This window comes from Microbacterium galbinum, assembly GCF_023091225.1.
GTDB classification, from domain to species: Bacteria; Actinomycetota; Actinomycetes; order Actinomycetales; family Microbacteriaceae; genus Microbacterium; species Microbacterium galbinum.
Genome location: NZ_JAHWXM010000001.1, coordinates 1,983,113 through 2,006,415, shown reverse-complemented (window position 1 = coordinate 2,006,415; position 23,303 = coordinate 1,983,113). Strand labels below are relative to the sequence as shown.

Below are 23,303 nucleotides of genomic sequence, written 5' to 3'. Positions count from 1 at the left end.
CTCGACTGGGTTAGTGTGGCTGCGGAGTTGAGGCACGTCGGCGCGTTGAAGGGCTAGGTCGCAGGGGCGTGCCATAAGCCGACCGACGAGTGGACCAAGCTTCTCTCGGCTCGCGCCGATGAGGACTCCGTGCGCGCAGGAGGTCACTTGCAATTGACGCAACAATTCTCGCGGCGCGAGCATCGATGTCAGCTACCCCTCGTCGCTTCGGGGAGAGGCGAGCGTCGCTGAACATCCATGTACGCCATGCTTTGTTGCCTTTGCTCTGATTGCACTTGCCGCAGGCGGGTACAAGATTGCGTATCTCGGAGATATAGCCAGTCGGACGTTGCTTGTCGACGAGGGGGCGGAGGTGATCCCACTCCGTGCTCGTGTCACCGCAGTACGCGCAGGCGACCCGCTCGAGCATCCCGAGAATCTCCAGGGCCTCGCGAAGCTCGGCCTCGCTGGGAACGACGACAGGGATCACGCCATTGACGAACGAGTTGGTGATGCTCGATGAGCGCCCAGTGATGCTCACAGGCGACGGCATAGCGAAGAGTTTTCGATATGTGACCTCACCGACCGGCGCCACAGACTCTGATTCTCCTGCGAGACGCGGACTCTCCATACTCTGATTCTCGACCATTGACCTCGGACCTCTAAGTACGACGGTTCAGCACATGCGCTACGACCTCGTCGGCGGGCAGTGTCGCGCGGCCATAGAGAACATGATCGAGGAGCACGCCGTCGATCGTGTCGTAGATCGAGACCCGAGCCAGGCGAACCTGGCCCGCGATTGCGATGGCATCCTTCATCGAGTCATAGAGCGCGCGTTGCTTCCACCGCGATGCGCCGTAGGTCTCGAAAACGCCTTCCGCATCGGTGCCTCCGAACATCCGCGACGCCGACGGTGATGACCAACGTCGGCCTCCAGTGCCTGACTTCTGCTCGTGGTCCGTGCAGTACGAAAGGTAGGCGTCTCTCCACGGAAGATGCGACGCCCAAGGGTGGTCAAGAGTCAGCGCGCGGTAGCGGTTGAAATGAAACCCTTCGTCCAACTCGATCAAGACTCCTTCGGACGAAAGGTCCCACGCTCCTGGCGAAAGGCGCGGTTGCTCGAGCGCCCCACCGAGTCGGCGATACAAAGCCATGACGTTGGCTGCCGCGTCGGAGGGCATCGATGGCAGCCGTGGGGCCGGCGGCTTAGGCGAGACGGTCAGTCCTGCGCTGACTAGGAAGCTACTGAGCGCGGCAGCGCGGGCACCTGTTCTGACCATGATCAGTTGAACCTCGGCCGCGTGCGCTCCAATAGCTGAGTCCTCAACCGAGCCGCATCAGAGCGTCTGTCGGTTGCGAGCCACCCCACTTCGCAACGACTCAGCCATTCGGCTACGGCATCCGCTTGCTCCTGCGTGACCATGTCCTGGCGACTGCGGGCGCGTGCTCGATCAAGTCCGAGAACGTCAATGGCGACGCGGGTACGCAAGTTGCTCCGGGTGAGATCTCGGCTCGTAGATAGATGCTCTGCGATGCGGTGGTGAAGGTTGCCGCTCGCGCTTAGGTAAACGCATACCCCGTCGCTGAACCACGCGACTAGCCCCGGCGTCTCGGGCACCTCATCGAGATCAAGCTTGACTGCTTCGACTCGGGTCGGTACGACAGAAGAGGAGTCCAGGTCCGCAACGGTCGAGTCCCCGAGCTCCAACAGGCTGTTCGCGATGACGGGCCAGACGCTACTCTCCTTCGCTTCATCGGGAACCGCGGCAGAGAAGGCGAGCAAGGCAGCCCTCAGCGCCGCGTCGGCCGGGGCGAGTGCTTCGGCGTACCCGCTCGCAAGAAGATAGGAATGAGTCGATGCGGAGTGAGCGAGAACTGCATCGAGAAAAATGTCGTGCAAGCGCGGACTCGCCAGAACGACGAACTCCAAGTCGCCTTGCCAGAGGCGGCTGGTCGTAGGGCTGTCCTTGAGAGTGAGCACGGTGCCGAACGGGCCACCCGTTACGGGCAACGCGCGGCGGACGTCGTGAACGATCTCGTGAAAGTGCGGGTCATTGACGCCGAAGCCAGTGAAGAGCAGGCGTCGGGTCATCAGCGTTGCTTTCACCAACGAACTCAGTGCCGCACGGTCGGCGTTGAAACTGAGGTAGTCGTCGCGCGTGAGGACGATTGAGTTCGGGTCGGTGACGCTTCCGTGCAGTTTCAGCAACCAGCGTTCGGGATCAGTCGCGTCGCCGGGAATCACTCTCCGCGGCATCCCGCCATCGTCGGCTGCCAATTCGAAGAGCTCGTCGTAGTTCAGCGTGACGGCTTGCTCTGAGTCCAGCGCGGCAAGGAGAGCGGGCGCGAGCCCGTAGCGTCGCATGTCGACCGCTTCGATGACTTGGCGAGTGAAAGCGTCCGGATCTCCCGGGAACACCCGATCAAACTCTCGATGAAGGTATCCGGCTTGATCGAGTACATCATGGTTTTTCGCGAGGTCTGCTGCGACCGATTCGTCCAATCCTGCCGTGCGGGCGAGTGACTCGATAAGTCCGGCCCAGTTCGGAGCGCCCGCGGACACGCTGATGCCCGCACCCATAAATGGGACGAGTCTCGCATCATGAGCTTCTGATCCCAGGCGAGTGGCCGTCTTCAGTTGTTCCTTCGTCAATCCGGGCCAGGCTTGGCGGTCTGCGCGACGTATCGCTTGGGCGAGGTCATAGTCTCGAGCAGTTCGGAGCACGATCGCAATGTCGACCCGGTACTCCTTCGCTGCTTCGCGGCATGCGTCGTAAAGCTCTCGGAAGATCTCACCGCGGACGGGTCCACCACCGCCTCCCCCGACGCCGAAGAGTGGCACGGCGAGAAGCGGGAGGCTGTCGGCGCCACGCGTAGGGCCGGTTCGACGTTCGGACGCCGCCTTCGCCGCGACGGCGAAGAACTCATGGACGCGAGGGAGGATGTCAGACGCGCGGTCTATGCCACCGTACGGGACGGCGGTGATGATGATTTGCGGATCCCGCTCTAAACCGTCTTGTGGATTCAGCGGGAGTGTAAATCGCAACTCGGCTTGATAATCAGCACGGATGTTTGGATCCAAGCGCTGTTCGACGTGATCACCGGCGTCGCGCCATCCGCCCTCCGCCCGGAGCTCTTTGTCCGAGGTCCACATGAACGCGTCACATGCGAAGCGGCGAACATCGCCTTTGATAACGAAGACATGAGGCGGCGGCTCGAGTGTCGAAGTCATGAGCCGATCCTGACAGGCATGCCTTCGCGGCGAAAGGTTGAGAAGACGGTAGATGCGCAGCCGCTGTTTTCGACAGCTACAGAGTGCAGTCCCGTCGAGACCATTAGTCTCGTGGATGCGCTCTTCGCTCAGGAGCCGCCGGGGTGGGACCCTTCGACAGGCTCAGGGGTCCAGTGGCGTGTGCGGCCCTTCGTCTCGTCGGCTCGCACCTCGCTCAGGGACCGGGGTACTGTCAACCCTCCCCGCCCCCGTCCGCCCCACCCGCTAGCCTGGCCCCAGCGACACACACGATCCCAACCGGAGGGGACCCGCATGTCATCCGAAGCCACCGCCACGTTCCACTCGAACGCCGATGCCGCCGCCACTGCTGCAGCCGTGCAGAAGACCCTCGCCGACACCAAGGCGAAGGTGCTCGGGCAGAGCCCCGACGGCACGCAGATCGACTTCCAGACCCGCAAGACGATGCTCAACTGGGAGCTCATCGGGCGCGCGACGGTCGTGCCCGCGGCATCCGGATCCGACGTGCACCTGTGGCTGAACGTGCACCACAACCGCCCGCCGGCGCTCATGGACGGCGTCAAGAACAAGAAGGCCGTCGAGAAGCTCGCTGGTCAGATCCAGGCGAACCTCGGCTGACGGCATCCGCTGTGTCGTTCGTGCGGGTCGCCGACGGTCTCGCGATCGTCGACGAGATCCTGCGCATCCGCCGGGGTGAGCGTCGCGGACCCGACGGGCGCCCCGACGTCGAGGTCGACTGGCGCGCGCTCAGCCCGTGGATCGTCGAGAACGATCGGGTGAGGATCTTCCCGCTGGCGCGGTCCGAGGGCGACGACCCCGACGAACGGATGCCGGCGCTCCGACGCGAGCTCGAGAGGGCGTTCGTCCACTTCTACGGAGGAGACGGGTTCCATGCGGAATCGCCGCTCGACCCCGACGAGGGATACGGCCGCGTGCTGAGTCGGGAGAAGCTCGTGTCGTTCCCGAGTGCGGTGTGGCGGGTGCAGGACTACGCGTTCACGCTCGTGCACGCCGTCGATCCGCACACTCCCGACGCGACGACGCTCGCGCTCCACATCTTCCCCGCCGAGTGGCGCTGGCCGGTGCTCGGCAACGCCGACACCAAACGCGCGGCCTCGCATCGCCGCCGCATCGAGAAGCAGGTGCGCGAAGCGAACGCGAGCTGGACCTGGCCGGAGGATGCCGGTGAGTGACCGGCATCCGTGCTGCGATCCGTACCGCGACGGTGAACGCACCGACCCGAACGATGAGCAGCGCGCTGGTCGCGTGCGGATCGTCGAGACATCCGAGCCCGGCTGGTCGATGACCTACCGCGTCGAGTGCGCGACCTGCGCGCGCCGCTTCACCGTGAAGCAGATCGACGGCCCGGCGCTGCACTGGACGTGGGTTCCGCAGGGCGAGAAGCGTCGGCGCTCGCACTGATCAGTCGCACCGGGCTAGCCACTCGAGCCATACAGTTTTGATATGGAGATCGCGGCGAGCACAGCCCAGCTGCTGTGGAACCTGTCCTACCAGGCGGTTCTGGACACGATGCAGACCCGGCAGTTCGTGATGGAGCGGCATTCGAGCCTCGCCGTGGCCCCGGCAATCGAGCATGAAGAGACGACGACGAGCAATCTCTTGCGGCGCATCGGATACTACGGCCAGAAGGTAGGGGCATACGCCGCCCAGCACACGCGCACGTTGGAAGGCGGTCTGTCGAAGAATGGTCGGCAAATCATCGTGCCCAGTGGTGCAGACCTCGAGCTCGCCATCGAGGTGAGTCCTGGGCAGTGGCTCGATCTCTTGCTCCAGGCGAAAGCTTTCAAGCCGACAGGGACATACTCCAGCTGGAGCCCGCAGCAGAATCAGAAGCTGATCACCTGGGCTAATCGCCACGGGCGCACTCCGGGAATGTTGCTGTACAACGACCATCTTCCGCCGTTCGTGACCAACGCTCCACCGATGACGGGTGCTGATTATGCGTGCACCGCGTTCGGCGGCTGTGGTTCTGTCAGTCGAGCACAGCTGGGCAAATGGGCTGAGACCAAATACTGCTTCGGCCCGGATGCGACTCCCGCGGGAGTCAGTCTGTGCCTCGACCAGGCGCTGATGGGCAACACGTCTCCAGCACCGAACAGCATCCGCCCGTATCATTTCCAGCTTGAGCATCTCTTGCATGTTGGGGAGCACGGCGACGCAATCGACGCCCAGGGAACGACGCTAAGGGGCTTGGCGCGCCCGGCAAGACCGAAGTGGGCGACCGAGCTGATCGAGTCTCGAACGGCTGAGAGCGCAGACGCAATCGATGTCGATCAGGAGGCTCGCGATGACGACCAGCGAGACTCCGAGGAAGTGGCAGCGAAAGCCTCGGTCGTGATTCCGTTCGATGAAACCGAAAGTCCCGGGTAACGGGCCGACACCTACGCCCGCCGCACGCGCAGCGCGAACGCCACCGCCGCCAGCGTGATCACGACCACGCCGTATCCGAAGCACACCGCCTCGAGCCCGACGACGCCCACGAGCAGACCCGCCGCCACGGCCGGCACCCCGAACGCGAGATACGCCAGCACGTAGATCACGGCGAACGTGTCGGCGCGCTCGGTCGCGGGGATCTTCGGCGCGAGCGACGCGACCACCCCCGAGAATGCGGTACCGAAGCCCATGCCCGTGACTCCCGCGGCGACGAGATAGAAGGGGAGCGACTGCACCGAGAGCGCCGCGAGCGACAGAGCGGTTCCGACGGCCAGTGCCGCCGTGCCGAACAGGACGGTCGTGCGCGCCGGCATCCGCCGCATCGCGAACGCCGTGACGGCGCCGACCCCCGCGAGCAGCACGACGCCCAGTCCCTGCCAGACGTGCGCCTCGCCGCCGAGCTCGCCGCGCACGATGTTCGCACCGAGCGAGAGGAACAGCCCGCCGGTCGCCCAGCCCGCGATGATCGCGGGTGCGCCGCGCCAGAAATCCGAACGGATGCCGGTGGGCACCGACAACCGGAAACTCAGCGACGCCCAGACTCCGGGCCGACGCGGCGCGGTCTCGGGGATCGCGAAGAACAGCGCGGCGAGCACCACGTAGGCGGTGGTCAGCGGCGCGAAGACGTCGAGCAGGGCCTCGCCGGTCACGTCGAGCAGCACCGCCGACACGAGTGCGCCGGACGCAAGACCGATGCCGGGGCTCAGCGAGTTCCAGAGGGCCGCGGCCTTCGGGCGTCCGGTCGGGGCGAAGTCGAGCACGGTCGCGGAGAGCGCCGAGATGAGGAGGCCGCTCGCCGCGCCCTGCAGGATGCGGGCGAGGAACAGGGTGGCGACGGCATCCGCATGCCAGAACAGCACCATGCTGGCGGCGAGCAGCAGGAATCCGCCGACCGCCACCGGCCGCCGGCCGATGTGGTCGGAGAGCGAACCGGCCGTGAGGAGCGTGAGCAGCAGCGCCACGGCGTACACGGCGAACACCGCGCTGATGACGATCGCGTCGAACCCGATCTGCTGCGCGAGCACCGGGTAGAACGGCGACGGCGCGCTCGCGCCCATCATCATCACGATCTGCGCGACGACCGCGAGCGGGAAGCCGAGGCGGGAGCGTATGCCGTCGCGACGCTGATCCGCGCGGGCTCCCTGAGCCTGACGAAGGGCCCCACCGTGCTGCGGCGGCACGGTGATCGACTCGGTACTGGTCATGCGGCGCTCCTCAACCGTTCGAGTTTTCTCGAACCATCCGACCGTACTCGCCATTCGTCGATTGTTCAACTATTCTCGAACCATGCCTGGCGATCTTCCGCACCCGGAGCGCTCCGAGATCCAGCTGACCGACGTGCTCTTCGCGCTCAGCGACCCCGAGCGCCTCGCCATCACCCGCCAGCTGGCCGACGGTCCGCTCGACATGGCCGCCTGCCACGCCACCGACCCGAACCTGCCGAAGTCGACCAAGTCGCACTTCATGAAGGTGCTGCGCGAGGCGGGCGTCATCCGCAACGAGCCCGACGGCCGGCGTCGCCGCCTGACCCTGCGCCGCGACGACCTCGACGCGCTGTTCCCCGGGCTGCTGGACTCGGTGCTCGCGAAGTAGCTGCCGCTGAATAGCGGATAACGAACCCGCAACACCGGCATATCGGTTCTCAGCGTTCTGTCAGGATGAGCGTATGACTACACCGAACGACACCCCCGCGGGCTGGTACGACGACGGCTCCGGACGTCAGCGCTGGTGGGACGGTCAGCAGTGGGGAAACTTCGCCGACGAGGCCAGTGCTCCGGAACCCACGGCTCCCGTCGCCTCCGCTGCCCCGGCAGATTTCTCCGCGCCCGCGCCCGCGCCCGCCTTCGCCGGAGCATCCGCTCCCGCGTACCCCGGCGCGCACACCGCCGTGGCGGAAGAGCCCAAGAAGAAGCTCAACGTGCTCGCCCTGGTCGCAGCCATCGTCGGCGCTGTCGGCTTCATCTTCGCGTGCGTGCCCGGCGCGCTGATCCTCGGCTGGATCCTGCTGCCGATCGCTTTCATCCTCAGCATCGTCGCCCTCTTCCTCAAGGGTGACAAGAAGTGGCTCGCCTTCATCGGCCTCGGGCTGTCGATCGTGGGAACCATCGTCGGCTTCGTCGTGTTCTTCGCGGTCGTCGCCAACTCGTTCGAGGTCGCCTTCGGCAGCGGAGAGACCACGGTCTCCCAGCCGGCCGAGGACGAGTCGGATGCCGATGCCGACGCCGAAGAGCCCGTCGCCGAAGAGCCGGCCGATGCGGCACAGGGCACCCGCGAGAACCCGTACCCGGTGGGGTCCACGATTGACAGCAGCGACTGGACCGTCGTCATCAACTCGATCAACCCCGACGGCAACGCCACGGTCTCCGAGGCAAACCAGTTCAACGACCCGGCTCCGGCCGGTTCGCACTACGAGATCGTCAACTACACGGTCACCTACAAGGGCGACGAGTCGGGCATCGCCGCTGAGGTTCAGCTCGCCGCCGTCACGGCGTCGGGCTCGGTCATCAACAGCTACGACGCGCTGGTCGCGCTGAACGACGGCATGGGGCTCGACGAGCTCTACGCCGGCGGCTCGGCCACCGGATCCGAGGCCTTCCTCGTTCCGGACGGCGAGACCGTCGTCTATCGCATCACGCCCGGCTTCTTCGCCGACGACGTCTTCATCAAGTAACCACCAGCCCGAGTGAGGCCCCGGTTCGCGGAAGCGGCCGGGGCCTCCTCCGTATGTCCCTCCCATTGCATCTGTCCGCGACCTCGGCGAGGCTCGAAGCATGGCCATCACTGCGACTCGGATCGACGATTACTTCACCCGCTACGCCGCAACGCTGACGAACTTCGACGCCGGCGCGTGGGCGAAGCTGTGGGCCGAGCCGGGGGTGGTCGTCGACGACGCGGCGTCGATGGTGGCCGAGTCCCGTGAGGCGCTCGTGCAGGGGCTCTCGATGTCGTTCCCCCTGCACAAGCGGCTCGGTTTCGCCGCGGCGGGGCACGAGGTGCTCGACATCACCCTCGTGACGGACAAGCTCGCGCTGGTGCACGTTCGCTTCGCGTTCCGTGATGCCGAGGGTGCTCGCCTCAGCGAGATCACCAGCTACTACCTGCTGCGCGACAACGGTTTCGGGCTGCAGACGGCGGTGTGCATCGAGACGGATGCCGCCGAGAAGACCCGCGAACTCGCCACCGCCCGAGGGGTCGAACTGCCGGGGTGAGCTGCGGGGACGCGAGACCTCGCGCTCGATCGGTGCGAAGTGTTGGTTATGGCGCGTCATTACCGACATTTCGCACCGGTCGGCGGCACTCGGACGCGTCGGAGCGCCGCGCCGCCGCGCCGCCGCGCCTACGACGCCACGCGACCCGGAGCCGCGGCATCCGCACCGATCTCGGCCCATACGGCGTCGAGCGACAGGCCCAGAACCCCCGCGATCGCGGCGATCGTCGAGAACGCAGGTGTCGCGACGCGGCCGGACTCGATCTTCCGCAGCGTCTCGGGGGAGACTCCGGCGTCGAGCGCCACGCCCAGCATCGACCGCTCGCCCCGCGCAGCGCGCAGCAGGGCACCGAGGCGCTCGCCGCGTTCGACCTCGGCGGGGGTGAGGGGCATCCGGACCATCATGATGCCAATACTAATCCCGGGATAGGATTGCCGGGATAGTTATTGGTCGCCACCGGAAAGCACCCCATGATCGAAATCCTCACGCCCGACGAACTCGACCGCGCCCGCGCGACCGGCGCCCTCGTCGGCGACATCCTGCACGCGCTGAAGGCCCGGGCAACCGTCGGCACCAACCTGCTCGACATCGACCGTTGGGCGAAGCAGATGATCGAGGATGCCGGCGCCGAATCCTGCTACGTCGACTACGCCCCCTCGTTCGGTGACGGGCCGTTCGGTCACTACATCTGCACCGCCGTGAATGACGCCGTGCTGCACGGCATGCCGCACGACTACACGCTCGCCGACGGCGACCTGCTCACTCTCGACCTCGCCGTCTCGCTGCGCGGGATCGCGGCCGACGCGGCGATCAGCTTCATCGTCGGCGCCACGCGCGACCCCGAGGACGAGCGTCTGATCGAGACGACCGAGCGCGCGCTCGCCGCGGGCATCGCCGCCGCCCGCCCCGGCGCCCGCATCGGCGACATCTCGCGCGCGATCGGCACGGTGCTGAAGGCCGAGGGGTACCCGATCAACATGGAGTTCGGCGGCCACGGCATCGGCTCGACCATGCACCAGGATCCGCACGTCGCCAACAACGGACGTCCCGGCCGCGGCTACGTGCTGCGCCCCGGCCTGCTGCTCGCGCTCGAGCCCTGGATCATGGCCGACACCGACGAGCTCGTGACGGATGCCGACGGCTGGACCCTCCGCAGCGCGACGGGTGCCCGCACCGCCCACACCGAGCACACGGTCGCGATCACGGAGAAGGGCGCGGAGATCCTGACGCTGCCGACGCGGTAGGTACCCTCCGTCTCGTCGCTGCGCTCCTCGCTCAGGAACCGGGCCGCTCCGGTTCCTGAGCGAGCGGAGCGAGACGGAGGGCCCCGAAGGGCACGCCCCTACGTCCGCCGCACCAACTGCCGTGCGCGTCGCGCCGACCGGCCCGCCAGGTCGCGCAGCCCCGTGCCCGACCCCTCGCGCTGCAGCTCGACGCCGCCGCTCGAGCCGGTCGTGAGAAGCACGGCGCTGCCGGCCAGCAGCGGCGACGATCCCGCGCGCATCAGCGCACCGGCATCCGATGTCACGGGCACGTCGAACGTCCACCCGGCCCGCCGCACCTTCGCCATCAGGCGGAGGGTCGAGGAGGGGCCGTGGTCGGCGAACACCCTCAGCGGATCGATCGCGACCGAGATGCCGGAACGCGCACGGGGTCGCTCGCTCGCGATGCGGCGCTCGTCGCCGGGCTCGTCGCCGAGGAGGAACAGCTCGACCCGGTCGTTGGTGCGCTCCCGCCCGGCGACGAGCGCCTCGGGCGGCAGGTCGGTGAGCGACTCCAGCGGCAGCGACGACAGGCGGTCGGTCTCGGTGTCGAAGACGAGCGCCTCGCGCCCGTCGCGCAGGATGCTGACGTCGATCGACAGGTGCAGTCCGCCGCCGCGCGACCAGTTCGCCGAGGTCACCGCGGCCACACACGACAACTCGGTCTCGAACTCCGCGAAGCGCACGAGGTCGTCGCGCAGCCCGGCGCGCAACAGCGCCGCGCGGATGCGGTGGGGGAACGACAGCCCGGCGTCCACACCGGGGCCGAAGCGCCTTTCGACGACGGGGGTCACCACGTCGATCAGTCGGTTCCGGTATTCGGCGGGGTACCGCAGCATCTGCCTGCCGCTCAGGCGCTTGAGGATCTTGCCGCGGAACCAGTGCCGCAGCAGGCGGTCGCGCAGGGTGCCCGGCTCGGTGTTCGCCTCGACGACGTCGAGCACGTTCTCGAGATGCGGGTAGTAGGTCTCGGGATCGATGCGCGAAGCGCTCGCGCTGCCCGGATGCTTGACCCACGCGTAGCAGGGCACGCTCGCGAGGATCGAGATCTTCGACGCCGCGAAGTACGCCTGCATCACGTAGAGGTGGTCCTCGAGGCGCACGCGGCCGTCGGGGAAGCGGATGCCGTGGGCGCGCAGGAACTCCGTGCGGAACAGTTTGTGCGGTGTGAGCATCTCGAGCAGCGGGTGCTCGCCGAGCACAGCATCCGGAATGTCGCGACGGAAGATGCGGCTCGGCAGGTCGCGTCCGATGCCCACCTCCTTGCCGACGACGACGTCGGAGCCGTTCGCATCGGCATAGTCGCAGAGGGCCTGGAGGGCGGTGTCGAAGAGGTAGTCGTCCTGGTCGACGAACTGCACATAGGTGCCCTGCGCGGCCGCGACGCCCTCGTTGCGCGGCGTGCCCGGCCAGCCGGAATGCGGCAGATTCAGCACACGAACATGCGGACGATCCTGGGCGACGCGGTCGAGGCGCCGCTTCGTCGCCTCATCGGAGCCATCGTCGCAGAGGAGGATCTCGAATTGGTCCGGGCGCAGGCTCTGCCGGTCGAGCGAGGCGATGAGGTCGCGGAACCCGTCGCCCGGGTTGAAGACGGGCACGATCACGCTGACCCGGATGGACGGCTTCTGGATTCCGATGAACGACGACATTGCCGCCAGTAGAACACTCGTCGCTGTGACCCGCACCGGGATTGCATTTCCCCCGGGCGTGTGGTGGGGACAATCGAGGCGGCCTCAGGGGGTCGGTGGCCCGTCCGCCTCCGGCGGCGCGTCGGGCGAGGCATCCGCCTTCTTCTTGTTCTGCGCGTCGATCGCCACCCCGATCGCGATTCCGAGCGACAGTCCGAGGCCCATACCGAGGCCGAGGTTGTCGAAGAACAGCAGGCCGGCCACCATGCCGAACGGGATGCCGAGGGCGATGCCCATGACGAGGCCGTTCTGGGTCTCCTTCTCGGACTTCTCTGACTTCTCTTCGGGATCTGCCATGCGTACGACGGTACGGAGGTCGGACGGGCGGCGCATCCCCCTTGTGGGGGACCCGGATTCCCACCCCACACCCAGGTGAACGATATATCGTTGAGTATCGTTCACCACCCCATCTGGAGGTCATCATGAACAACGCATTCCCCTTCGGCGGAACCGGCAGCAACAGCGCCGACAACCCGCTCGGCAACATCTTCGGCACCGGCGGCCTCGGCGGCCCCAACGGTCCGGCCGGCGCGCTCTTCGACGCCTTCGACCAACTGCGCAAGTCGTTCGACCAGCAGCGTCCGTCCGGCGGCAGCCGCATGGCCCGCGGCGATGTCCGCGCGGCGGTGCTCTCGCTGCTCGCCGAGCGCCCGATGCACGGCTACCAGATCATCAACGAGATCTCCGAGCGCAGCGGCGGCTCGTGGAAGCCGAGCGCCGGCTCCGTGTACCCGACGCTCCAGCTGCTCGCCGACGAGGGCCTGATCGAGGCCGAGGAGCAGAACGGTCGCAAGACGTACTCGCTCACCGAGGCCGGTCGCGCCGTCGCCACCGAGACGACTGAGACGAAGGCTCCGTGGGAGTCGACCTCGAAGGACGGCCACCGCAACGACCCGCGCTTCCATGCGCTGCCCAAGGCCGGTGTCGACCTCGCCGCCGCCGCCGCTCAGGTCGGCCGCAGCGGATCGCCCGAGCAGGTGCAGGCCGCGATCGACGTGCTCGACGACGCCCGCCGTAAGCTGTACAGCATCCTCGCGCAGGACTGATCCGGCCGGGATGACGCGCTTCTGCCCGCCCGGCCTCCGGGCGGGCGTTCCCGACGGCGGAGGAAGAACACGATGACGGATGCCCCGGCGCAGAGCGCCCACCGCGCTCGCTACCGTCGCATCATCTCCTTCGCCGCTCGGGAGTTCGTGAAGATCTGGTGGTTCGAGCTCGTGCTGCCGCGCTTCGGCATGAGCGGCATCTCCGAGCGCACGCGCGCTCCGCGCATGCAGAAGTTCGCCCGCCGGTTCCACGGCCTCGCGGTCGAGCTCGGCGGCCTCATGATCAAGGTCGGCCAGTTCATGTCGTCGCGTCTCGACGTGCTGCCGCCCGAGATCACCGCCGAGCTCGCCGGCCTGCAGGACGAGGTGCCGGCCGTACCGTTCGCCGATATCCGGGTGCTCGCCGAGGCCGAGCTCGGGATCCCGCTCGGGCGTGCGTTCGCGTGGGTCGACGAGACTCCGCTCGCCGCGGCATCCCTCGGTCAGGCCCACCGGGCGAAGCTGTCGGAGCAGGATGCCGCCGACACCGGGCTCGACACGGTCGTGGTGAAGGTGCAGCGTCCGGGGATCGACGGCATCGTCGCGACCGACCTCGCCGCGCTGCGCCGGGTCGGGAAGTGGCTCACGCGGGTGCGCATCGTGTCAGACCGGGTGGATGCCCCCGCCCTCGTCGAGGAGTTCGCGGCCACGAGCCTCGAGGAGATCGACTACCTGCACGAAGCGGCATCCGCCGAGCGTTTCCGGGAGGCCTTCGCCGACGACCCGCGCGTCGACGCGCCGGAGATCGTGTGGGAGCGGTCGACCCGCCGCGTGCTGACGCTGTCGGACGTCACGGCCATCAAGATCAACGACACCGACGCGCTGCGCGCCGCCGGCATCGATCCCGCGCAGGTCGCCGAGGTGTTCGCCGAGGTCATGTTCGACCAGGTGTTCACGCACGGCTTCGTGCACGCCGACCCGCACCCCGGCAACATGTTCGTGACGCCGCGGGCGGCGGGAGCGGATGCCGGTGACCCGCCGTGGCACCTCACCTTCATCGACTTCGGCATGATGGCCGAGGTTCCGGCGAATCTGCGCGCCGGCCTGCGCACCCTTCTGATCGCGGTGACCGCGCGGGACAGCCGCGGACTCGTCGCCGCCGCGAAGGAGATCGGGGTGCTGCTGCCCTCGGCCGACACCGGCGAGCTCGAACGGGCGCTCACCGCCCTCTTCGCACGGTTCGGCGGCATGGGCTTCGCGGAGCTGTCGAAGGTCGACCCGCGCGAGTTCGCCGACTTCGCCGACGAGTTCGGCGACATGGTGCGCCGTCTGCCGCTGCAACTGCCCGAACACCTGCTGCTGCTGATCCGCGCGGTGTCGCTCACCTCGGGCATGTGCAGTGCGCTCGACCCGACGTTCAATGTGTGGGATGCCGCCGAGCCCTACGCCAACCGGCTGCTGCGCGACGAGAGCGGCAACCTCGTGCAGGACATGGCGCAGCGCGCCATGAAGACCGCCGGCATCACGATGCGTCTTCCCGACCGCATCGACGCGATCATCACCCGCGTCGACGACGGCAACGTCACCTTCGACACCTCGCGGCTCGAACGCCGTCTCGACCGGCTCGAGGGCATCGCCCGCCGCATCGGGTCGGGCGTGCTCTTCGCCGCGATGCTCGTGGGCGGCGCACTGCTCGTCGAGCCGGTGCCCGGACTCGGCTACACCCTGCTCTGGGCATCCGCTCTGCCCCTGTTGCACTCGGTGTTCTCGGGCTTCTTCCGCCGGTAGGCGCGGGGCCGCACTGCGCCGCTTCGACAGGCTCAGCGACCCAGGGCGGGGGTGTCTCGCAACTGGGTCCCTGAGCTTGTCGAAGGGCCCCAGTGCGCCCGCGAACGGAGGAGATCTCGCGTTCGGCAGGAGCATCCGCCGCTTTTGGTCCTGCGCAGCGCGAGTTCTCCTCCCGAGCGAATGGATGCTGCCGCCCTGCGACGCTTCGACAAACTCAGCGACCCAGGCCGGGTGGGGGTGTCTCGAAACTGGGTCCCTGAGCTTGTCGAAGGGCCCCACCCCGCGCAAGCCCCCGTGCCTGTGAACGCGCCGTGGGAGAATGGTTTCTCATGGAGACCCCCGAAGAGAAGCCTCCCCGCACCACCGCCACCAATATCGTCCCCAAGGCCACCGAGACGGGCCGCAAGATCGTCCGCGACATGTCGGCCGTTCCACCACGCGGACTGCACCCGGCGCTGATCCCCGGCGTCTCGGTCGAAGAGACGGGGCGCACCTATCGCACCGACCACCTCGTGTTCGGTGTCGCGCTCCTCGCGACCGTCGCGTTCATCGCCTGGGGCGTGTTCGCGGGCGACAACCTGTCGGGCACCGCGAGCAGTGTGCTTGCGTGGGTGGTCGAGTACTTCGGCTTCTTCTTCACGACGATCGCCACCGTGATCCTCGTGTTCATGCTGTTCGTCGGCTTCAGCCGGTACGGGCGCATCCCGCTCGGCCGCGACGACGAAGAGCCCGAGTTCTCGATGTTCTCGTGGATCTCGATGTTGTTCGCCGCCGGCATGGGCATCGGTCTGGTGTTCTGGGGTGCCGCCGAGCCGCTCACGTTCTTCGAGACGCCGCCGCCCGGCACCGTCGAGGCCAACACCCTCGAGGCGATGCACACCGCGCAGGCCCAGGTGCTCTACCACTGGGGTCCGCAGGCCTGGGCGTTCTACGCGCTCGTCGGCGGCGCGATCGCCTACGGTGCATTCCGCCGCGGCCGCACCCCGCTGATCTCCTCGATCTTCGCGCCGCTGCTTGGTGAGGGCCGCACGACCGGTCCCCTCGGCCGCACGATCGACATCTTCTCGATCATCGTCACGCTCTTCGGCACGGCCGCCTCGCTCGGACTCGGCGCCCTGCAGATCGGCCACGGCGTCGAGCTCGTCACGGGCATCGGAGAGGTCGGCAACGGCATCCTGATCGCGGTCATCGCCGTGCTCACCGCCTGCTTCATCGCCTCGGCCGTCTCTGGCGTCTCGAAGGGCATCCGCGCGCTCTCCAACACCAACGCCGTGATGGCGCTGGTGCTCGCGTTCTTCGTGTTCTTCGTCGGACCGTCGATGCTCATCCTCAACGTCATCCCCTCGGTGGCCGTGCAGTTCCTCGGAGACCTGCCCACCATGATCGCCCGCTCGGCGTCGCAGGGTGCCGAGGTCGAGACGTTCCTCTCGGGCTGGACGATCTTCTACTGGGCCTGGTGGATCTCGTGGTCGCCGTTCGTCGGCATGTTCATCGCGAAGATCTCGCGCGGCCGCACGCTGCGCCAGTTCGTGGCGGTCGTGATCGTCGTGCCCTCGGCGATCTCGCTCATCTGGTTCGCGATCTTCGGCACCACGGCGATCAGCCAGCAGATGGACGGCGCCGGGCTCGTGGTCGATCCGCCCGAAGAGGTGCTGTTCGGCGTGCTCGAGAACCTGCCCTTCCCGCTGATCACGAGCATCCTGCTGATCCTGTTGATCTCGATCTTCTTCATCACCGGCGCCGACTCGGCCTCGCTCGTGATGGGCACGCTGTCGCAGCAGGGTCGTCCGGAGCCCGCGCGCTGGGTCACGGTCACCTGGGGCGCCCTGGTCGGCGCGATCGCCGCGGTCGTGCTCGTGTCGGGTGACGAGGGGAGCGGACTGCAGTCACTGCAGAACGTGACCATCATCGCGGCGCTGCCGTTCGCGGTGATCATGGCGTTCATGATGGTCGCGTTCATGATCGACCTGCGCCGCGACCCCATGATCCTGCGCGAGCTGTATGCCCGTGCGGCGGTGCGCCACAGCGTCATGGCCGGCCTCGAGGAGTACGGCGACGACTTCGCCCTCGTGCCCGTCGAGTACGACCACTCGGGTGACGACCTCGCCTGGATCGACGAGGAGACCGTCGACGAGACGCTCTCCGAGGTCTACGAGGCGGCGACCGAGGCGATCGACATCATCCCGCAGCGAGACGTGGATGCCGCGGTGGATGCCGCCGTCGACCCCGAGCAGACGGACGCTCCGGAGCGGCCGCGCGTCGACTGATCGGTGTGCGCGGGGACCCTTCGTCTCGTCGCTGCGCTCCTCGCTCAGGAACCGGTTCCGGTTCCGGAGCGAGCGCAGCGAGACGAAGGGCCGACCCGGCGAAACCTCAGCCGAGGCGGGTCAGGCGCACGACGAGCAGGCCGACCGAGGTGATCAGCACGAAGTAGCTGAGCACGAGTCCGAGGATCGCGGCGAGCAAGAACCGCCCGCGGTCACGCAGGGCGCGGTGCCCGACGAACACTGCCGCTCCGGCGACGACGATCGAGACGAGATAGCCGATGACGCCGCTCGTGAACGTGAGGAACACGATCAGCGCCACGATCCCCGCGGCCAGCGCGATGAGGTGACGGTACGGGTTCGGTTCGGCCGCGGTCATGCCCCGAGCCTATCCAGACGAGGGGCGCGCTACTCCTCCGCACCCTCCGCCGTGGCGGTGATGCGGGCGGCCATGCCGGCGAAGATCGCACCGTGGAACGGCAGCACCGCGAGCCAGTACAGACGTCCGCTCAGCCCGCGCGGGAAGAACACCGCCCGCTGCTCGTACCGGGCGCCCGTCCCCTCCGGCAGGGCGCGCAGCTCGAGCCAGGCCGAGCCCGGCACCTTCATCTCGGCGCGCAGCCGCAGCAGCCCTCCGCTGGCGGGTGAGGCATCCGTCGTCGTGCCCGGTGCCTCGACGGCCTCGACGCGCCAGAAATCGATCGCGTCGCCGACCCGGGCGTCGGTGCGGCTGCGGCGTCCGCGGCGCAGGCCGACCCCGCCGACGAGGCGGTCCATGAGACCGCGCACCGCCCACAGGAACGGCGACGAGTACCAGCCGTTCGATCCGCCGATGCCCAGGATCACGCGCCACAGCTGATCGACGGATGCCGTCGTCTCGAGCGACCGTGCATCCGTGAACACCGTGCGCCCGGCCCAGTCGGGGTCGCTCGGCAGCGGGTCGCTCGGTGCGCCCGAGACCTCGGCATCCTGCCAGCTGGTCTCGATCGTGTCGTTGTTCGACCGGCCGATCGCGAGCGCGACGGCCCGGCGATACGGGGTCAGGCCGCCCGTCGGCCGCGGGATGAGGTCGTCGACGTCGCGGTTCTTCACGACGCACTCGTTCTGCAGCGAGGCGACGAGCGGGCGCGCGATCGAGCGCGGCACCGGCGTCACGAGGTTCACCCAGTGCGAGGCGAGACCCGGGGTGAGCACGGGGAGGGCGGCGATCGCGCGTTGGGGGAGTCCGGCCTCGACCGCGTAGCCGTTCATCATCTGCCCGTAGCGCAGCACGTCGGGTCCGCCGATGTCGACCGCCCGGTTCACGCTCTCGTCGACCCGTGCCGCGCCGAGCAGATAGTGCAGCACGTCGCGGATCGCGATCGGCTGGATGTGATTGCGCACCCACTTCGGGGCGGGCATGTACGGCAGCACCTCGGTGAGGTGACGGATCATCTCGAACGACGCCGAGCCCGACCCGATCACGACCCCGGCCTGCAGCACGAGCGTCGGCACTCCCGATTCGAGGAACACCTCGCCCACCCGCACGCGCGAACGCAGGTGCGGCGACAGCTTCACGTCGTCGGGATGCAGTCCGCCGAGGTACACGATGCGGCGGGCCCCGGCCGTCGCCGCGGAATCCGCCACCGTCTGCGCCGCGCGCTCGTCGGCCTCTTCGAAGTCCTTGCCGGCGCCCATCGAGTGGATCAGGTAGTAGACGACATCGACGTCGCGCATGGCCTCGGCCACGGCATCCGCATCGTCGGCCGAGCCCTCGACGATCTCGCAGTCCGGACCCCAGGGGAAGGATGCCGCGCGGGCCGCGTCGCGCGCCAGAACCCGCACGCGGTACCCGGCGTTGAGCAGGCGCGGGGTGAGGCGTCCGCCGATGTACCCGGTCGCCCCGAGGACCAGGGCGACGGGGGCGCTGCCGTCGTCTCGGGGGATCGCGCGCAGGTCGTCTTCGCGTCCGGTGGGCTGGGTGAGCTCGGTCATGTCCCGAGCGTAGGTCGGATCACCGGAGATTTCACTAGGCTGGCGTTTCACTAGTCAAACTAGTAATCTTTCTTCCGAGGAAGGTGATTCGATGTCCCCGGCAGTGGAGAAGACCCGCACGATCGGCACCCGACGCGCCCTCCGCCGGACGCCCGGGATGATCCCCGCAGACGGCGTCGACCTCACCCCGCTGTCGGCCCGGCAGGCCGTCGGCCGCATGTCCGGCATCACCGCTCCCGTCGAGCGCCGATCCTTCTGGCGCGCCGCCGGGATCGTCGGCGGCGTCTCGCTCGTCGCCGCGGCGTCCGCTCCGCTCATGGCCGGACTGCTGCTCTCCGGATGACCCGGCATCCCCGGATGCCCCACCAGACCATCGCGAACCACCGAGAAGAAAGGAGCCCCCCATGGGACTCGACGACAAGATCAAGAACGCCGCAGAGGACATCGCCGGTAAGGCGAAGGAGGCTGCGGGCAAGGTGACCGGCAACGAGAAGCTCGAGGCCGAGGGCAAGGCCGATCAGGCCAAGGCCGACGTGAAGAAGGCGGGCGAGAACGTCAAGGACGCCTTCAACAACTGAGCGAGCCGCAGGAACTTCGGGGAGACGGTGGGTGTACCGTCTCCCCGAACTCTGTCCCGGGGCATTCGCCTCGCGACGGGAAGAAAGTGAGAACGACATGTCCGATCCCGTGAAGAGCGAATCCCTCTGGCAGCGGCTGCTCCGCCGCTTCCGACCGGCGCCCACCGAACCGCGTCGGCTCACGGTCGACGACGTGACGGTGGTCGATCGCCCCATGCTCCGACGGGCGGTCGCCGGAACCGTGGTCGGCAACCTCATGGAGTGGTACGACATCGGCGTCTACGGCTACCTGGCGGTGATCATCGGACGGGCGTTCCTGCCGGATGCCTCGGCCGGGGCGCAGTCGCTCTTCTCGCTCGGCGTTTTCGCCGTGACCTTCGTCGCGCGCCCGCTCGGCGGCATCGTGCTCGGCCAGCTCGGTGACCGGATGGGGCGTCAGCGCGTGCTCGCCTTCACGCTCATCATGATGGCCGCCGCGACGTTCCTCATCGGTGTACTGCCCGACTTCTCGGTCATCGGGGTCTGGGCGCCCATCCTGCTGATCGTGCTCAAGCTCGCGCAGGGCTTCTCCACCGGCGGCGAGTACGCCGGGGCGACGACCTTCATCACCGAGTACGCGCCCGACAAGCGACGCGGGTTCTACGCCTCGCTGCTCGACCTCGGCTCCTACATGGGCTTCGCGATCGGCGCGGCGTTCGTCTCGATCCTCCAGCTCACGCTGTCGGCCGACGTCATGCAGGGCTTCGCCTGGCGCATCCCGTTCCTGGTCGCGCTGCCGCTGGGTCTCATCGCCATCTACTTCCGACTCAAGATCGAAGACACCCCCGCTTTCCAGGAAGCGCAGGATGCCGCGGCCCACGCCGCCGACGAAGCGCAGGCCGCGGCCGATGCGCCCAAGGGTGTCATCGCCCTCATCCGCGCGTACTGGCGCGAGCTGCTCACGGCCTTCGTGCTCGTCGCCGCGGCGAACACCGTCGGCTACGCGCTCACCTCGTACATGCCCACGTACCTCACCGGAACCCTCGGCTACGACGAGGTGCACGGCACGCTGCTGACGCTCCCGGTGCTCGTGGCGATGGCCCTCTGCATCCCGCTCACCGGTCGGCTCTCCGACCGCATCGGCCGCAAGAAGGTGCTGTTCATCGGCTCGACCTCGGCGATCGTGCTCGCGGTGCCCGCGTTCCTGTTCATGATGCACGGCGAGATCTGGTCGACCGTTCTGGGCCTCGTGCTGCTCGCGTTCCCGGTGACGTTCTACGTCGCCAACCTCGCCTCCTCGCTGCCGGCGCTCTTCCCGACGTCGTCGCGCTACGGCGGCATGGGCATCTCGTACAACCTGGCGGTGGCGCTGTTCGCCGGCACGGCGCCGGTCGTGATGGAGGCGCTCGTGCAGATGACGGGTTCGTCGCTCGCGCCAGCGTTCTACGTGATCGGCACGTCGATCGCCGGGTTCATCGCGGTGGTCGTGCTCAAGGAGTCGGCGCGCCGACCGCTGCCCGGCGCGATGCCGAGCGTGCAGACCGAGCAGGAGGCCATCGAGCTCGTCGAGGGTCAGGACGACAACCCCGACCTCGACCTCGACGAGCTGTTCCCCGAGCGGGTCGAGCAGGCAGCGGATGCCGCGGGTGACGCCGACGGCGCCGAGCCGGCCGAGCCCGAGAAGGTCTGAGGCGGGCAGGCGGGCGGGTTACTCGCCCGCCGCTCCCTCTTCCTGCGACTCCTCGTGGTCGCGGATCACGTCGCGCAGTTCCTGATCGAGATCGGATGCCTCTTCGATCGCCGAGGTCATGCCGGCGAGGAAGCGGGTGACCACCGCGCGCTCCTTGTCGGACATCTCGTCGACGAGCGACAGCATCCGCCGGTGCATCGCACCGAGGGTGTGGCGCACCTCGTCGTCGCTGCTGACCGTGGGGACGACGATGCCCGCGCGGCGGTCGGTCGGGTGCGCCTCGCGGCGGACGTGCCCGCCCTTCTCGAGGCGGTCGATGAGGGTCGTGGTGGATGCCGTCGAGATGTCGAGCATGCGGGCGATGTCGATCGAGCGCACGATGCGTCCGGCGCGCTGCTCGCGCAGCAGGAAGCGCAGCGCGACGAGGTCGGTCTCGTTCATGCGCATCGACGCGCGCGTGCGGGCGCGCATCGCCGTCTCGGCCGAGCGGTAGCGGCGCAGCAGGTTGAGCACGTCGACCGTGCTCGCGGAGTCGACTTCCGGGTACCAGTAACCCGAGCGGGTGAACTCCTCGGAACTCTCCATCACGCCACCCCTTCGTTCTCGGCGCTCACGCTCTGCGACTCGCGCTCGAGCATCTCGATCGTGCCGTCCTCGACCTCGGCGGGCACGATCTGCAGCACGCCACCGGTGATCGCGTCGTGCTCGGCGGCTGCGACCTGCTCCAGCCGCCACACCGGCACGGTGGGGAAGCGCTCGCGCAGGCGCTCGACCATGTCGGAATACAGGATGTATCCCGCTTCGTCGAGAGTGAATCGCTCAGCCATGGCATCCTTTCCGGCGGGCGGTATTCCATCTTCTCACCCGATGGACGCCCTGATCGCCATTGAAAACCGCTAGGCCACCTCGTTACGTGAGCGTCTTGTAGCATGGAGGGGTCAGGGGGTGACACTTGGTGAACGAAACGACGACGATCACATCCGATCTCGTGCACTGCGTCGACGAGTTCCGTCGGGTCGATGCGCAGTTCGCGCGACGCCTCGCTGCGGTGCGCGCTCCGAACGACACCGACCGCGTCGCCATGCGTTTCATCGCGGACGCGCCGGCCGACGCCCCGGTGACGCCGGGTGATCTCGCGGCGCACCTGAGCGTGAGCACGGCGGCCATCACGAGCGTGATCCGCCGTCTGCACGAGCGCGGTCAGATCGTGGTCGCCCCGCACCCAGCCGATGCCCGGTCGAAGGTGCTGCGCCCCTCTCTGCGCGACATCAACTCGCCCGTCGACGACCTCACCCGCCGCATCGAGGCGATCGCCGAGGAGTTCACCCCGGAGCAGACCGACGTGGTCGCCCGCTTCCTGCGTCGGCTCACCGAGGAGATCGACGACCTCCCGTAGGTTCGCGTCGACCGTTATATCGGTCGATGTTTCGTTCTGCTTTGAAAGTAACTAGGTAACCTAGTAATGTAAATCTCACGCAGTCTCGACCACGAGGAGAGCAGCATGGGACACCTGACCTACGGAAACACCAACGCCCCGATCGACGTGGATGACGCCCTGCTCGTTCACCTCCGTGCCGTCACCGTCACGAAGCTCCGGCGCAACGAGTCGTTCGCCCTCACCGTTCCGACCTTCGACGGCACGGTCCAGACACTCTGGATCCACGCCTCCATCCCCCTCCGGTTCTCGTTCGACGGAGACCCGCAGCTGCATCGTCCGCTGCTCGCGAAGATGATGGAGGCCGCGAACTCCGCGAACGGTCTCGACCTCTCGCGCGAAGAGTACGCCTCGTCGCTCGAGCAGGCCCGCGAACTCCAGACTGTGAGCGCCTGACATGCCCCATCGAGATCGCAAGGCGTCGCGCGCGTCACTCGCGAAACCGCGCCGCCGGTTCACTGTTACCCTGCCTCCCCGCGGCCTCTGGGTCGAGGTCGAGCGAGGATTCCACGTCGGCAACGAGCGCGGGGTGTTCCTCGGCTCGGTGAAGGCCGCCGACCCCGAACCCGGTTATCACGCCTTCGGGCCGACCTCCGAGCACATCGGGTGGTTCGACGAACTCGAAGGGGCGAAGGTCGCCGTGATCGCGGCCACCGGAGTGGGCTCGCTGGCCCGCTGACGGATCGGCGCCCTTCGTCTCGCTGCGCTCGCTCAGGAACCGGTTC

28 protein-coding genes are annotated in these 23,303 nt (G+C 67.8%); 17 read left to right on the top strand and 11 right to left on the bottom strand.

From position 1 onward, the window contains the following. Positions 1–10: 10 nt before the first annotated feature. The 3 genes from KZC52_RS17650 to KZC52_RS09595 all read right to left on the bottom strand — a co-directional run bounded on the left by KZC52_RS17650 (position 11) and on the right by KZC52_RS09595 (position 3,211). A complete protein-coding gene (locus KZC52_RS17650) occupies positions 11–409 on the bottom strand; it encodes an HNH endonuclease (RefSeq protein ID WP_372491581.1) in 399 nt (132 codons plus the stop codon). A gap of 232 nt (positions 410–641) precedes the next feature. Further along, positions 642–1,160, bottom strand: coding sequence for a DUF7255 family protein (locus tag KZC52_RS09600; RefSeq protein ID WP_247623821.1), 519 nt, complete (start codon positions 1,158–1,160; stop codon positions 642–644). 101 nt (positions 1,161–1,261) lie between these two features. Further along, the gene (locus KZC52_RS09595) at positions 1,262–3,211 is read right to left on the bottom strand and encodes an SIR2 family protein (protein ID WP_247623820.1); all 1,950 of its coding nucleotides are present in this window, start codon (positions 3,209–3,211) and stop codon (positions 1,262–1,264) included. A gap of 312 nt (positions 3,212–3,523) precedes the next feature. Between KZC52_RS09595 and KZC52_RS09590 the strand changes: the two genes are divergently transcribed. The 4 genes from KZC52_RS09590 to KZC52_RS09575 are packed head-to-tail and all read left to right on the top strand — an operon-like array spanning position 3,524 to position 5,620. Beyond that, entirely contained in the window at positions 3,524–3,847 is a 324-nt protein-coding gene (locus tag KZC52_RS09590) for a hypothetical protein (protein WP_247623819.1), read from the top strand. Positions 3,848–3,858: 11 nt separating this feature from the next. Further along, positions 3,859–4,422: a hypothetical protein gene (locus KZC52_RS09585; protein ID WP_247623818.1), complete on the top strand. Its 564-nt coding sequence runs from the start codon at positions 3,859–3,861 to the stop codon at positions 4,420–4,422. After that, positions 4,415–4,651: a hypothetical protein gene (locus KZC52_RS09580; protein ID WP_247623817.1), complete on the top strand. Its 237-nt coding sequence runs from the start codon at positions 4,415–4,417 to the stop codon at positions 4,649–4,651. Before KZC52_RS09585 ends, KZC52_RS09580 begins: the two co-directional genes overlap by 8 nt. 42 nt (positions 4,652–4,693) lie before the next feature. Then, on the top strand, positions 4,694–5,620 hold the full coding sequence (locus KZC52_RS09575) for a DUF6615 family protein (RefSeq protein WP_247623816.1): 927 nt from the start codon (positions 4,694–4,696) through the stop codon (positions 5,618–5,620). Positions 5,621–5,631: 11 nt separating this feature from the next. Here KZC52_RS09575 and KZC52_RS09570 read toward each other — a convergent pair whose 3' ends face one another. Next, complete coding sequence (locus tag KZC52_RS09570; protein WP_247623815.1) at positions 5,632–6,888, bottom strand: MFS transporter; 1,257 nt, start codon at positions 6,886–6,888, stop codon at positions 5,632–5,634. Positions 6,889–6,970: 82 nt separating this feature from the next. Between KZC52_RS09570 and KZC52_RS09565 the strand changes: the two genes are divergently transcribed. The 3 genes from KZC52_RS09565 to KZC52_RS09555 all read left to right on the top strand — a co-directional run bounded on the left by KZC52_RS09565 (position 6,971) and on the right by KZC52_RS09555 (position 8,892). Then, a complete protein-coding gene (locus tag KZC52_RS09565) occupies positions 6,971–7,276 on the top strand; it encodes an ArsR/SmtB family transcription factor (RefSeq protein WP_247623814.1) in 306 nt (101 codons plus the stop codon). A gap of 73 nt (positions 7,277–7,349) precedes the next feature. Beyond that, a complete protein-coding gene (locus KZC52_RS09560; protein WP_247623813.1) occupies positions 7,350–8,354 on the top strand; it encodes a DUF2510 domain-containing protein in 1,005 nt (334 codons plus the stop codon). Between the two features lie 100 nt (positions 8,355–8,454). Next, on the top strand, positions 8,455–8,892 hold the full coding sequence (locus KZC52_RS09555) for a DUF6841 family protein (protein ID WP_247623812.1): 438 nt from the start codon (positions 8,455–8,457) through the stop codon (positions 8,890–8,892). 128 nt (positions 8,893–9,020) lie between these two features. On the opposite strand, the gene KZC52_RS09550 is transcribed toward KZC52_RS09555, so the two are convergent. Then, the gene (locus tag KZC52_RS09550; protein WP_247624739.1) at positions 9,021–9,293 is read right to left on the bottom strand and encodes a helix-turn-helix domain-containing protein; all 273 of its coding nucleotides are present in this window, start codon (positions 9,291–9,293) and stop codon (positions 9,021–9,023) included. Between the two features lie 69 nt (positions 9,294–9,362). Between KZC52_RS09550 and map the strand changes: the two genes are divergently transcribed. Then, positions 9,363–10,136 carry a type I methionyl aminopeptidase gene (gene map, locus KZC52_RS09545; protein ID WP_247623811.1) on the top strand — a complete coding sequence of 258 codons (774 nt, stop codon included), beginning with the start codon at positions 9,363–9,365 and terminating at the stop codon, positions 10,134–10,136. Positions 10,137–10,234: 98 nt separating this feature from the next. Here map and KZC52_RS09540 read toward each other — a convergent pair whose 3' ends face one another. Both KZC52_RS09540 and KZC52_RS09535 read right to left on the bottom strand, forming a co-directional pair. After that, complete coding sequence (locus tag KZC52_RS09540; RefSeq protein ID WP_247623810.1) at positions 10,235–11,806, bottom strand: glycosyltransferase family 2 protein; 1,572 nt, start codon at positions 11,804–11,806, stop codon at positions 10,235–10,237. A gap of 84 nt (positions 11,807–11,890) precedes the next feature. Next, positions 11,891–12,142: a glycine zipper domain-containing protein gene (locus tag KZC52_RS09535; protein WP_247623809.1), complete on the bottom strand. Its 252-nt coding sequence runs from the start codon at positions 12,140–12,142 to the stop codon at positions 11,891–11,893. Positions 12,143–12,267: 125 nt separating this feature from the next. Between KZC52_RS09535 and KZC52_RS09530 the strand changes: the two genes are divergently transcribed. The 3 genes from KZC52_RS09530 to KZC52_RS09520 all read left to right on the top strand — a co-directional run bounded on the left by KZC52_RS09530 (position 12,268) and on the right by KZC52_RS09520 (position 16,925). Further along, a complete protein-coding gene (locus tag KZC52_RS09530; protein ID WP_247623808.1) occupies positions 12,268–12,891 on the top strand; it encodes a PadR family transcriptional regulator in 624 nt (207 codons plus the stop codon). A gap of 72 nt (positions 12,892–12,963) precedes the next feature. Further along, positions 12,964–14,658 carry an ABC1 kinase family protein gene (locus KZC52_RS09525; RefSeq protein ID WP_247623807.1) on the top strand — a complete coding sequence of 565 codons (1,695 nt, stop codon included), beginning with the start codon at positions 12,964–12,966 and terminating at the stop codon, positions 14,656–14,658. Between the two features lie 329 nt (positions 14,659–14,987). Next, positions 14,988–16,925 carry a BCCT family transporter gene (locus KZC52_RS09520; RefSeq protein WP_247623806.1) on the top strand — a complete coding sequence of 646 codons (1,938 nt, stop codon included), beginning with the start codon at positions 14,988–14,990 and terminating at the stop codon, positions 16,923–16,925. A 106-nt stretch (positions 16,926–17,031) separates the two neighbouring features. On the opposite strand, the gene KZC52_RS09515 is transcribed toward KZC52_RS09520, so the two are convergent. Both KZC52_RS09515 and KZC52_RS09510 read right to left on the bottom strand, forming a co-directional pair. Further along, positions 17,032–17,301: a hypothetical protein gene (locus tag KZC52_RS09515; RefSeq protein WP_247623805.1), complete on the bottom strand. Its 270-nt coding sequence runs from the start codon at positions 17,299–17,301 to the stop codon at positions 17,032–17,034. A 29-nt stretch (positions 17,302–17,330) separates the two neighbouring features. Then, entirely contained in the window at positions 17,331–18,896 is a 1,566-nt protein-coding gene (locus KZC52_RS09510) for an SDR family oxidoreductase (RefSeq protein ID WP_247623804.1), read from the bottom strand. A gap of 91 nt (positions 18,897–18,987) precedes the next feature. On the opposite strand from KZC52_RS09510, the gene KZC52_RS09505 reads away from it, so the two are divergent. From KZC52_RS09505 to KZC52_RS09495, 3 genes are all read left to right on the top strand, one after another. Further along, on the top strand, positions 18,988–19,239 hold the full coding sequence (locus tag KZC52_RS09505) for a hypothetical protein (RefSeq protein WP_247623803.1): 252 nt from the start codon (positions 18,988–18,990) through the stop codon (positions 19,237–19,239). 61 nt (positions 19,240–19,300) lie between these two features. After that, positions 19,301–19,474, top strand: a complete 174-nt coding sequence (locus KZC52_RS09500; protein ID WP_247623802.1) for a CsbD family protein — start codon at positions 19,301–19,303, stop codon at positions 19,472–19,474. A 97-nt stretch (positions 19,475–19,571) separates the two neighbouring features. Beyond that, positions 19,572–21,143, top strand: a complete 1,572-nt coding sequence (locus tag KZC52_RS09495) for an MFS transporter (protein ID WP_247623801.1) — start codon at positions 19,572–19,574, stop codon at positions 21,141–21,143. An 18-nt stretch (positions 21,144–21,161) separates the two neighbouring features. On the opposite strand, the gene KZC52_RS09490 is transcribed toward KZC52_RS09495, so the two are convergent. Beyond that, positions 21,162–21,728, bottom strand: coding sequence for a MarR family winged helix-turn-helix transcriptional regulator (locus KZC52_RS09490; protein WP_247623800.1), 567 nt, complete (start codon positions 21,726–21,728; stop codon positions 21,162–21,164). Beyond that, the gene (locus KZC52_RS09485; RefSeq protein WP_247623799.1) at positions 21,728–21,970 is read right to left on the bottom strand and encodes a hypothetical protein; all 243 of its coding nucleotides are present in this window, start codon (positions 21,968–21,970) and stop codon (positions 21,728–21,730) included. The genes KZC52_RS09490 and KZC52_RS09485 overlap by 1 nt, the downstream gene beginning before the upstream one ends. A 128-nt stretch (positions 21,971–22,098) precedes the next feature. On the opposite strand from KZC52_RS09485, the gene KZC52_RS09480 reads away from it, so the two are divergent. The 3 genes from KZC52_RS09480 (at position 22,099) to KZC52_RS09470 (ending at position 23,257) form a co-directional block, all read left to right on the top strand. Further along, positions 22,099–22,539 (top strand): MarR family winged helix-turn-helix transcriptional regulator, encoded by a 441-nt coding sequence (locus tag KZC52_RS09480; RefSeq protein ID WP_247623798.1) that lies wholly within the window; start codon positions 22,099–22,101, stop codon positions 22,537–22,539. Between the two features lie 105 nt (positions 22,540–22,644). Continuing rightward, positions 22,645–22,974: a DUF7882 family protein gene (locus tag KZC52_RS09475; protein WP_247623797.1), complete on the top strand. Its 330-nt coding sequence runs from the start codon at positions 22,645–22,647 to the stop codon at positions 22,972–22,974. Between the two features lies 1 nt (position 22,975). Continuing rightward, positions 22,976–23,257, top strand: a complete 282-nt coding sequence (locus tag KZC52_RS09470) for a hypothetical protein (protein ID WP_247623796.1) — start codon at positions 22,976–22,978, stop codon at positions 23,255–23,257. The last annotated feature ends 46 nt before the right edge of the window (positions 23,258–23,303 follow it).

Coding starts and splice junctions, on each gene's coding strand:
- KZC52_RS09475 (WP_247623797.1), top strand. CDS start 22,645: ATGGGACACCTGACCTACGGAAACACCAACGCCCCGATCGACGTGGAT.
- KZC52_RS09590 (WP_247623819.1), top strand. CDS start 3,524: ATGTCATCCGAAGCCACCGCCACGTTCCACTCGAACGCCGATGCCGCC.
- KZC52_RS09505 (WP_247623803.1), top strand. CDS start 18,988: ATGTCCCCGGCAGTGGAGAAGACCCGCACGATCGGCACCCGACGCGCC.
- KZC52_RS09520 (WP_247623806.1), top strand. CDS start 14,988: ATGGAGACCCCCGAAGAGAAGCCTCCCCGCACCACCGCCACCAATATC.
- KZC52_RS09570 (WP_247623815.1), bottom strand. CDS start 6,888: ATGACCAGTACCGAGTCGATCACCGTGCCGCCGCAGCACGGTGGGGCC.
- KZC52_RS09525 (WP_247623807.1), top strand. CDS start 12,964: ATGACGGATGCCCCGGCGCAGAGCGCCCACCGCGCTCGCTACCGTCGC.
- KZC52_RS09540 (WP_247623810.1), bottom strand. CDS start 11,806: ATGTCGTCGTTCATCGGAATCCAGAAGCCGTCCATCCGGGTCAGCGTG.
- map (WP_247623811.1), top strand. CDS start 9,363: ATGATCGAAATCCTCACGCCCGACGAACTCGACCGCGCCCGCGCGACC.
- KZC52_RS09575 (WP_247623816.1), top strand. CDS start 4,694: ATGGAGATCGCGGCGAGCACAGCCCAGCTGCTGTGGAACCTGTCCTAC.
- KZC52_RS09500 (WP_247623802.1), top strand. CDS start 19,301: ATGGGACTCGACGACAAGATCAAGAACGCCGCAGAGGACATCGCCGGT.
- KZC52_RS09515 (WP_247623805.1), bottom strand. CDS start 17,301: ATGACCGCGGCCGAACCGAACCCGTACCGTCACCTCATCGCGCTGGCC.
- KZC52_RS09495 (WP_247623801.1), top strand. CDS start 19,572: ATGTCCGATCCCGTGAAGAGCGAATCCCTCTGGCAGCGGCTGCTCCGC.
- KZC52_RS09555 (WP_247623812.1), top strand. CDS start 8,455: ATGGCCATCACTGCGACTCGGATCGACGATTACTTCACCCGCTACGCC.
- KZC52_RS09485 (WP_247623799.1), bottom strand. CDS start 21,970: ATGGCTGAGCGATTCACTCTCGACGAAGCGGGATACATCCTGTATTCC.
- KZC52_RS09565 (WP_247623814.1), top strand. CDS start 6,971: ATGCCTGGCGATCTTCCGCACCCGGAGCGCTCCGAGATCCAGCTGACC.
- KZC52_RS17650 (WP_372491581.1), bottom strand. CDS start 409: ATGCTCGAGCGGGTCGCCTGCGCGTACTGCGGTGACACGAGCACGGAG.
- KZC52_RS09560 (WP_247623813.1), top strand. CDS start 7,350: ATGACTACACCGAACGACACCCCCGCGGGCTGGTACGACGACGGCTCC.
- KZC52_RS09535 (WP_247623809.1), bottom strand. CDS start 12,142: ATGGCAGATCCCGAAGAGAAGTCAGAGAAGTCCGAGAAGGAGACCCAG.
- KZC52_RS09600 (WP_247623821.1), bottom strand. CDS start 1,160: ATGCCCTCCGACGCGGCAGCCAACGTCATGGCTTTGTATCGCCGACTC.
- KZC52_RS09595 (WP_247623820.1), bottom strand. CDS start 3,211: ATGACTTCGACACTCGAGCCGCCGCCTCATGTCTTCGTTATCAAAGGC.
- KZC52_RS09510 (WP_247623804.1), bottom strand. CDS start 18,896: ATGACCGAGCTCACCCAGCCCACCGGACGCGAAGACGACCTGCGCGCG.
- KZC52_RS09550 (WP_247624739.1), bottom strand. CDS start 9,293: ATGGTCCGGATGCCCCTCACCCCCGCCGAGGTCGAACGCGGCGAGCGC.
- KZC52_RS09470 (WP_247623796.1), top strand. CDS start 22,976: ATGCCCCATCGAGATCGCAAGGCGTCGCGCGCGTCACTCGCGAAACCG.
- KZC52_RS09530 (WP_247623808.1), top strand. CDS start 12,268: ATGAACAACGCATTCCCCTTCGGCGGAACCGGCAGCAACAGCGCCGAC.
- KZC52_RS09490 (WP_247623800.1), bottom strand. CDS start 21,728: ATGGAGAGTTCCGAGGAGTTCACCCGCTCGGGTTACTGGTACCCGGAA.